This window comes from Paraburkholderia sp. BCC1876, assembly GCF_902833695.1.
In the GTDB taxonomy this organism is placed as follows: domain Bacteria; phylum Pseudomonadota; class Gammaproteobacteria; order Burkholderiales; family Burkholderiaceae; genus Paraburkholderia.
In genome coordinates, this window is the sequence record NZ_CADFGI010000003.1 from 790,248 (window position 1) to 796,745 (window position 6,498).

6 protein-coding genes and 1 pseudogene are annotated in these 6,498 nt (G+C 64.7%); 6 read left to right on the top strand and 1 reads right to left on the bottom strand.

The genetic code is table 11. The features are described 5' to 3' along the window. The first annotated feature begins 91 nt into the window (after window positions 1-91). From accC to HWY05_RS15380, 6 genes are all read left to right on the top strand, one after another. Window positions 92-1,459, top strand: a complete 1,368-nt coding sequence (gene accC / locus HWY05_RS15355; protein ID WP_035548712.1) for an acetyl-CoA carboxylase biotin carboxylase subunit — start codon at window positions 92-94, stop codon at window positions 1,457-1,459. Window positions 1,460-1,462: 3 nt separating this feature from the next. Continuing rightward, entirely contained in the window at window positions 1,463-2,365 is a 903-nt protein-coding gene (gene prmA / locus HWY05_RS15360) for a 50S ribosomal protein L11 methyltransferase (protein ID WP_176058848.1), read from the top strand. 48 nt (window positions 2,366-2,413) lie between these two features. After that, complete coding sequence (locus HWY05_RS15365) at window positions 2,414-3,754, top strand: zinc-ribbon and DUF3426 domain-containing protein (protein WP_176058849.1); 1,341 nt, start codon at window positions 2,414-2,416, stop codon at window positions 3,752-3,754. 85 nt (window positions 3,755-3,839) lie between these two features. Beyond that, window positions 3,840-4,340, top strand: coding sequence for a thiol peroxidase (gene tpx, locus HWY05_RS15370; protein WP_035548722.1), 501 nt, complete (start codon window positions 3,840-3,842; stop codon window positions 4,338-4,340). 93 nt (window positions 4,341-4,433) lie between these two features. Further along, window positions 4,434-5,372: a carbohydrate kinase family protein gene (locus HWY05_RS15375; RefSeq protein ID WP_176058850.1), complete on the top strand. Its 939-nt coding sequence runs from the start codon at window positions 4,434-4,436 to the stop codon at window positions 5,370-5,372. A 25-nt stretch (window positions 5,373-5,397) separates the two neighbouring features. Further along, window positions 5,398-5,874, top strand: a complete 477-nt coding sequence (locus HWY05_RS15380; protein WP_035548728.1) for a glycine zipper 2TM domain-containing protein — start codon at window positions 5,398-5,400, stop codon at window positions 5,872-5,874. A gap of 300 nt (window positions 5,875-6,174) precedes the next feature. Here HWY05_RS15380 and HWY05_RS15385 read toward each other — a convergent pair. Next, window positions 6,175-6,498 (bottom strand): annotated as a pseudogene (locus HWY05_RS15385) (histone); the annotation flags it as partial.

Genomic DNA, 6,498 nt, shown 5'->3' on the forward strand with positions numbered 1-6,498 from the left:
CGCGTCCGCCCTCCCGGGGCGCGCGACCGATCCTCTGAGGCAGCCTGCACCGTGACCGGCCGGGCGCCCATTGATGAGTCGAAAAACCGCTATGTTTGAAAAAATCCTCATTGCCAATCGTGGCGAGATCGCGCTCCGCATCCAGCGCGCGTGCCGCGAACTCGGCGTCAAGACCGTCGTCGTCTATTCGGAAGCCGACAAGGAAGCCAAGTACGTGAAGCTCGCCGACGAGGCGGTCTGTATCGGCCCGGCGCCTTCCAATCTGAGCTACCTGAACATGCCGGCGCTGATCAGCGCGGCTGAAGTGACGGACGCCGAAGCGATCCACCCGGGCTACGGCTTCCTGTCGGAAAACGCCGACTTCGCCGAGCGCGTCGAACAGTCCGGCTTCACCTTCATCGGCCCGCGCCCGGAAACGATCCGGATGATGGGCGACAAGGTCACGGCCAAGCAGACCATGATCAAGACCGGCGTGCCGTGCGTGCCGGGTTCGGAAGGCGCGTTGCCGGACGATCCGAAAGAGATCGTGAAGATTGCCCGCCAGGTCGGCTATCCGGTCATCATCAAGGCCGCCGGCGGCGGCGGTGGCCGCGGCATGCGCGTGGTCCACACGGAAGCGGCGCTGGTCAACGCGGTCAACATGACGCGTGAAGAAGCCGGCCGCGCGTTCGGCAATCCGCAGGTCTACATGGAGAAATTCCTGGAGAACCCGCGGCACATCGAAATTCAGATCCTCGCGGATTCGTTCAAGAACGCGGTGTGGCTCGGCGAGCGTGACTGCTCGATGCAGCGTCGTCACCAGAAAGTGATCGAAGAAGCGCCGGCGCCGGGTATCGCGCGCCGCCTGATCGAACGGATCGGCGATCGTTGCGCCGACGCCTGCAAGAAGATGGGCTATCTGGGCGCGGGTACGTTCGAGTTCCTGTACGAAAACGGCGAGTTCTACTTCATTGAAATGAACACGCGCGTGCAGGTCGAACACCCGGTGACCGAGCTGATCACGGGCGTCGACATCGTGCAGGAACAGATCCGCATCGCGGCCGGCGAGAAGCTCGCCTTCCGTCAGCGCGACATCGTGTTCAAGGGTCATGCGATCGAATGCCGGATCAACGCGGAAGATCCGTTCAAGTTCACGCCGTCGCCGGGTCGTTTGACCTCGTGGCATATGCCGGGCGGCCCCGGCATTCGCGTCGATTCGCACGCCTACAACGGCTATTTCGTCCCGCCGAACTACGATTCGATGATCGGCAAGCTGATCGCTTACGGTGCGACGCGCGAACAGGCAATCAACCGGATGCGCATCGCGTTGTCGGAAATGGTGGTGGAAGGCATTCTGACCAACATCCCGCTGCACCGCGAGCTGATGCTGGACGCGAAGTTCGTCGAAGGCGGCACCAGCATTCACTACCTCGAAAACCGGCTGGCCGCGAAGCAGCAGGCCGCACCGGAAGAAGCGTAAGCCATGAGCTACCGGGAATTGATCGTCGAGCTGGCACGCGAGCACGCGGAAGAGTTTTCCGACGCGCTGCTCGAGTTGGGCGCGTTGTCCGTGTCGGTGGAAGATGCGGACGCCGATACGCCCGACGAGCAGCCGCTGTTCGGCGAGCCCGGTCTCACGCCGGATCGCAGCGCGTGGCAACGTTCGCGCGTGATCGCTCTGCTCGCGCCGGAACACGAACCGGCGCTGCTGCTGACCGCCGCAGCTAATGAAATTGGCCTCGCGAACGCGCCGTCATTCACGGTGCGGGAAGTCGAAGACCAGGATTGGGTGCGGCTCACGCAGTCGCAATTCGATCCGATCAAGATCGGCGAGCGCATCTGGGTCGTGCCGTCGTGGCATGACGCGCCGGACCCCGAAGCGCTCGTGCTCGAACTGGATCCGGGCCTCGCGTTCGGCACCGGCAGCCATCCCACCACGCGTCTGTGCATGGAATGGCTCGAGCAATCGGTGCAGGCCGGGCAGTCGGTGCTCGACTACGGTTGCGGCTCCGGCATTCTCGCGATCCTCGCGCAGAAATGCGGCGCGAATCCGGTGTTCGGCATCGACATCGATCCGCAAGCGGTCGAGTCGGCGCGTCAGAACAGCGAACGCAACCGCGCGGACGTTACGTACGGTTTGCCGGACACCTGCCCGAGCGGCGAGTTCGACATCGTGGTCGCCAACATTCTGTCCAACCCGCTCAAGCTGATGGCGTCGATGCTGGCGTCGAAGGTCAAGCCGGGCGGCAAGATCGCGTTGTCCGGCATTCTGGCGCGCCAGGCGGACGAAGTCGCGCAGGTCTACGCGCAGTGGATCGATATCGGCGTATGGCGCGAACACGAAGGTTGGGTATGTCTGTCGGGAACGCGCCGCGAAAGCCATTAGAATAAGGCGTATTGTCCAACCAACGGCCTTTCGGCTTATCGGCTCAATATGCTCCTGGCAACGCGTTGCCCCTTCTGCGAAACCGTCTTCCGCCTGCAACCGGCGCAGCTCGCGCTGCGCCGCGGCCTCGTGCGCTGCGGGCATTGCCATGAAGTATTCGACGCCTCGAGCAGTCTGTTCGACGTCACCGAAGGCGGCGACTTCTCCACCGCCAAACCCGTCGAAGCCGCCGCCGCGATCGAAGCGTTATCCGGCGTTCGCGCCAGGAGCCCCGATTTCAGCGCTGAAGCGTGGGATCCGTGGGCGCCAACGCCCGACGCCGCGGTCGACAATCGCCTGCTGCACGACACCCACACTGTGCCGCTCTCGCCGGTTTCCACCAGCGCGGGCGTAGCGGTCACGCCGCATCACGCTCACGCGCACGAACCCGATCTGCCGGCCAGCGCATTCAGCACGCCGGTTCCGCCTGACGACGAACCAGTGCTGGCCGACGCGCCGCTCGAACCGTTCGCCTACCGGACCGAACCGCCGGCTGAAGACGCGCCGCGGGTTTGGCACAAGACCGATCGGTCCTCCGAACCTTCGTTGGACGAACCCGTTCTGCCGGAGTCGGCCAGTCTGCATGGCATCCCGGATAACGAACCGCGTTTTAACGCGGCCAGTTTTGCTGCGGGAGCTGGTGCAGGCGTGGCGGCCGGCGCCGCTATCGCCGAAGCCGATGCCGATGCCGACGGCGGCACGACGGCGCGCTTCGGCGCATCGACCGCCAACACCTCCGCAACCGACGACCCGACTGCCTTCTCCGGCGCGGCGGCCGCATCCAGTGGCGAACCGTTCTCCGTTCACCCGGTGAACGACGGCGTCGATCCGTTCCCGGTCGTTCGCGAAACCCGCCCGGCCGAGCCGCGACGCCTGGGCTGGATCATCGCCGGTTCGGTGGTGGCCGTGCTGCTGGTGCTGGCGCTGCTCGCGCAACTCGCCTGGTGGCAACGCGAAACCGTGCTGGTCTACTTCCCGAGGACGCAGACGCTCTACGCGAAAGCCTGCGCGCAACTCGGCTGCCTCGTCACGCCGCCGCACGACATCGACGGCTTGCAGGTCGAACCGTCCGATCTGCGGCAGATCGACGGCCCGCACAAGCTCGAACTGAAGATGCCGCTGCGCAACCGCTTCAACGTGGCGCTGGCCTACCCCGCTATCGAACTCACGCTGCTCGACGATCAGAACAACGTCGCCGTGCGCCGCGTGCTGTGGCCACAAGACTACGTCCCGCCCGGCACTCCGATCGCGGCCGGCCTGCCGGCCCGCAGCACACAGACGATGATCGTGCATCTCGACACCGGCAACGCGGTCGCCTCCAATTTCCGCGTACAGATTTTTTATCCGTAACGCATCCTCACGCGCCCGGCCATGATCGGGCGCATTCACCGTCGCATCTATCGTCAACACTGACGAATTTCCGGAGCACAAGAACATGAGTCAAGTCACGCTGGGTGGCAACCCTATCGACGTAGCCGGCACGTTCCCGTCGGTGGGCCAGAACGCCCCCGCTTTCTCGCTGGTCGGCAAGGATCTGAAGTCGCTGTCGCTCGCCGATTTCGCCGGCAAGCGCAAGGTGCTGAACATCGTCCCGAGCCTCGACACGCCGACCTGCGCGACGTCGACCCGCAAGTTCAACGAAGCCGCCGCGAAGCTGACCAACACGGCCGTGATCGTCGTGTCGGGCGACCTGCCGTTCGCCGCGTCGCGCTTCTGCACGACCGAAGGCATCGAGAACGTCGTCACGGCGTCCACGTTCCGCGGTCACGAGTTCGCGCAAGCGTACGGTGTCGACGTGACGAGCGGACCGCTGACGGGCCTGACGGCGCGCGCCGTGGTGGTGCTCGACGAGCACGACAAGGTCGTGCACGCGGAGCTGGTCGGTGAGATCAAAGACGAGCCGAACTACGACGCAGCCCTCGCCGCACTGAAGTAAAACCTTCGCGCACGAACCCCGGCGCCGCGCTTCATGCGCGGCGCTGTCGTATCGTCGCGCGCTTTCTTTATTGTTTTCACAGGAACCCTCGCCTTGGCTACGCTGATTTGCGGCTCGCTCGCCTACGACAACATCATGACTTTCGAAGGCCGCTTCCGGGAGCACATCCTGCCGGAGCAGGTCCATATCCTGAACGTGAGCTTCCTGGTGCCGACCATGCGCCGCGAGTTCGGCGGCTGCGCGGGCAACATGGCTTACGCGCTGCATCTGCTGGGCGGCGACGCGCGCATCATGGGCACGCTCGGCGCGGTCGACGCGCAGTTGTACATGGACCGCTTCAAGGCGCTCGGCCTGTCGACGGAAAACGTGCTGGTGGTGCCGGACACGCACTCCGCCCAGGCGATGATCACCACGGACCTCGAGAACAACCAGATCGCCGCGTTCCATCCGGGCGCGATGATGCAGTCGCATCTGAATCGCGCCGATGAAGCAAAAGGCATCACGCTCGCGATCGTCGGGCCCGACGGCTTCGACGGCATGGTCCAGCATTCGGAGCACCTGGCCGCGGCGGGCGTGCCGTTCGTCTTCGATCCGGGTCAAGGTTTGCCGCTGTTCGACGGCGCGACACTGCGGCGCATGATTGAACTTGCTACTTATGTAGCTGTCAACGATTACGAAGCCAAACTGGTGAGCAACAAAACGGGTTGGTCGATCGAAGAGATCGCCGGCAAGGTCGAAGCGCTGATCGTCACGCTCGGCGAGCAGGGTTCGCAGATCCATCATGCCGGCGGCGTCGAAGACATTCCGCCGGTCAAGGCACAGCAAGTGCTCGATCCGACCGGTTGCGGCGACGCGTTTCGCGGCGGCTTGCTGTACGGCATCGAGAACAAGCTCGGCTGGGCAACCACCGGCCGTCTGGCGAGCCTGATGGGCGCGCTGAAGATCGAATGCCAGGGCCCGCAAAACTACGCGCCCACGCGGGCGGAGATCAACGAACGGTTCAAGCAGGCGTTCGGATACGACCTGCCGTAATACCGAAAGCTATTGGAGTTAGGGAATGAGAACAACGAGTCGCCTGGTCGTGGCCGCCTTGATCGCCGGTTCACTGGCCATGTCGGGGTGTGCGTATAACAGCAGTTCCGCCGACGTCTATACGGCGTCGCAAGCGCAGCGCGAAGAAACGGTCCGCATGGGCACGGTCGACAGCGTGCGCGCCGTCAAGATCAGTTCGAACAACGGTCAGCCGAGCGGCCTCGGCGCAATCGGCGGCGGCGCGTTGGGTGCGGTGGCCGGCAGTGCGCTCGGCGGCGGCCGCGGTTCGATCGTCACGGGCATCATCGGCGGCCTCGCGGGTGCCGTCGCCGGCAATGCGGTCGAGAACGGCGTCGCGGTCCACGACGGCCTCGAGATCACCGTGCGGCTCGATAACGGCGACATGCGCGCCATCACGCAGAGCGCCACCGGCGAGATCTTCCGTGCCGGCGACCGCGTGCGACTCCTGTCGAGCGGCGGCGTGACGCGCGTCACGCACTAAAGTTTCCCCTCTCGCGCGGCAAGGCTCAGGCCACCGCCGCGGCGACCTCACACGCATGCCCTCCCCTGTGCATGCGTTTTTTTTCGCCCGCAGGTTTCAGCTTTGGCCAGCGATGCCTGGCAAACACAGCGCGCCGGGCAGCAGGTTTCAGGTCCAGACGCCAGGCAAAAAAAAGTCCCGTCGCCGGAAACCGGCAACGGGACCCTGACCGAGTAGCGCTCTCAACCTACCTTAAGCGCCACTCGATCATCGGACACATCGCGCGATGTGTCGAAGTACTTCTCAAGCTCAAGCTACCACTTACGGACGGCTGCCCGTCGGGAACGGCCATGCTGCTGCCGGGTTCAGCGCGGTCTTCACCGTCGCTGCCGGTGCTGCGCTCGTGACGGACGTCGCTGCGGGTGCCGGTGCAGCCTTCTTGGCAACAGCCTTCTTCGCAGGAGCAGCCTTCTTCGCAGGAGCGGCAGCCTTCTTCGCCGGTGCAGCCTTCTTCGCGGGAGCGGCCTTCTTGGCAGCGGGAGCAGCCTTCTTCGCAGCAGGCGCAGCCTTCTTGGCAACAGCCTTCTTCGCAGCAGGCGCTGCCTTCTTCGCGGCAGCCTTCTTGGCAGGCGCAGCCTTCTTCGC

Coding starts and splice junctions, on each gene's coding strand:
- prmA (WP_176058848.1), top strand. CDS start 1,463: ATGAGCTACCGGGAATTGATCGTCGAGCTGGCACGCGAGCACGCGGAA.
- tpx (WP_035548722.1), top strand. CDS start 3,840: ATGAGTCAAGTCACGCTGGGTGGCAACCCTATCGACGTAGCCGGCACG.
- accC (WP_035548712.1), top strand. CDS start 92: ATGTTTGAAAAAATCCTCATTGCCAATCGTGGCGAGATCGCGCTCCGC.
- HWY05_RS15365 (WP_176058849.1), top strand. CDS start 2,414: ATGCTCCTGGCAACGCGTTGCCCCTTCTGCGAAACCGTCTTCCGCCTG.
- HWY05_RS15380 (WP_035548728.1), top strand. CDS start 5,398: ATGAGAACAACGAGTCGCCTGGTCGTGGCCGCCTTGATCGCCGGTTCA.